This window comes from Streptomyces sp. MnatMP-M17 (genome assembly GCF_900091995.1).
Lineage (GTDB): Bacteria > Actinomycetota > Actinomycetes > Streptomycetales > Streptomycetaceae > Streptomyces.
The window spans coordinates 1-1,148 of sequence record NZ_FMDK01001054.1 but is presented as its reverse complement, the minus strand read 5'-3'; the positions used below and the strand labels follow the sequence as shown (position 1 = coordinate 1,148).

The 1,148-nt window shown below is 71.6% G+C and carries 1 protein-coding gene; it reads left to right on the top strand.

The genetic code is table 11. The annotated features are described in order from the left end of the window. On the top strand, positions 1-1,148 hold a 1,148-nt coding region (locus tag GA0115259_RS35775), incomplete at both ends, for a beta-ketoacyl reductase (RefSeq protein WP_141716834.1).

Below are 1,148 nucleotides of genomic sequence, written 5' to 3'. Positions count from 1 at the left end.
TCCCAAGGTGGACGCGGCCTGGCATCTGCACGAGCTGACCCGCGATCTCGATCTCGCCGCCTTCGTGGTGTTCTCCTCAGTCGCCGCCACGTTCGGCAGCCCGGGACAGGCCAACTACGCGGCGGGCAACGCCTTCCTCGACGCACTGGCCGAGCACCGGCGATCAGCCGGTCTGCCCGGACTCGCCCTCGCCTGGGGCCCATGGACCCGGAGCGTCGGTATGACCGCGACGCTCACCGACATCGACGCCGAGCGCGTCGCGCGCTCCGGTATGCCACCGCTCTCCGTCGACCAGGGCGTGGCGCTGTTCGACGCGGCACTCGCCACCGGCGCGGCCACGGTGGCGCCCGTACGGCTCGATCTGGCGGTCCTGCGCGCCCAGGGCGATATCCCGCCGCTGCTGCGCGGTGTGATACGCGCACCTGCCCGGCGCGCCGCCGCCCAGGTCTCCGGCACCGCCGACGGTCTCGCCCGGCGTCTTGCCGGACTGAACGGCGCCGAGCGCCGCGAGATCCTGCTCGATCTCGTACGCGGTCAGGTCGCCCGGGTACTGGGCCACGCCGACGCGGCGGAGGTCGAAGCCGGCCGCCAGTTCCAGGACCTGGGCTTCGACTCGCTGACGGCGGTGGAGCTGCGTAACGGCCTCAACACCGAGACCGGGCTGCGGCTCCCGGCCACCATGGTCTTCGACTATCCGACGCCGAGCGCTCTCGCCGACCATATGCGCGACGAACTCCTCGGCGAGGCAGCCGACTTCACGGCCGACGCACGGGCGGTGCCGGGCCGCGCAGCCCTGCCTCCGGTGGCCGACGATCCCATCGCGATCGTCGGTATGGCCTGCCGTTATCCGGGCGGTGTGACCTCGCCGGAGGAGCTCTGGCGACTGGTCATGGAGGGCGGCGACGCCATCTCCGGCTTCCCGGTCAACCGGGGCTGGGACATCGACGGACTGTACGACGCGGACCCGGACCGTCCCGGCAGGACTTATGTCCGCGACGGTGGATTCCTGCACACGGCGGGCGAGTTCGACCCGGACTTCTTCGGAATGTCGCCGCGCGAGGCGATGGCGACGGACTCTCAGCAGCGGTTGCTGCTGGAGACCTCGTGGGAGGCCATCGAGCGGGCCGGTATCGACCCGCACTCGCTGC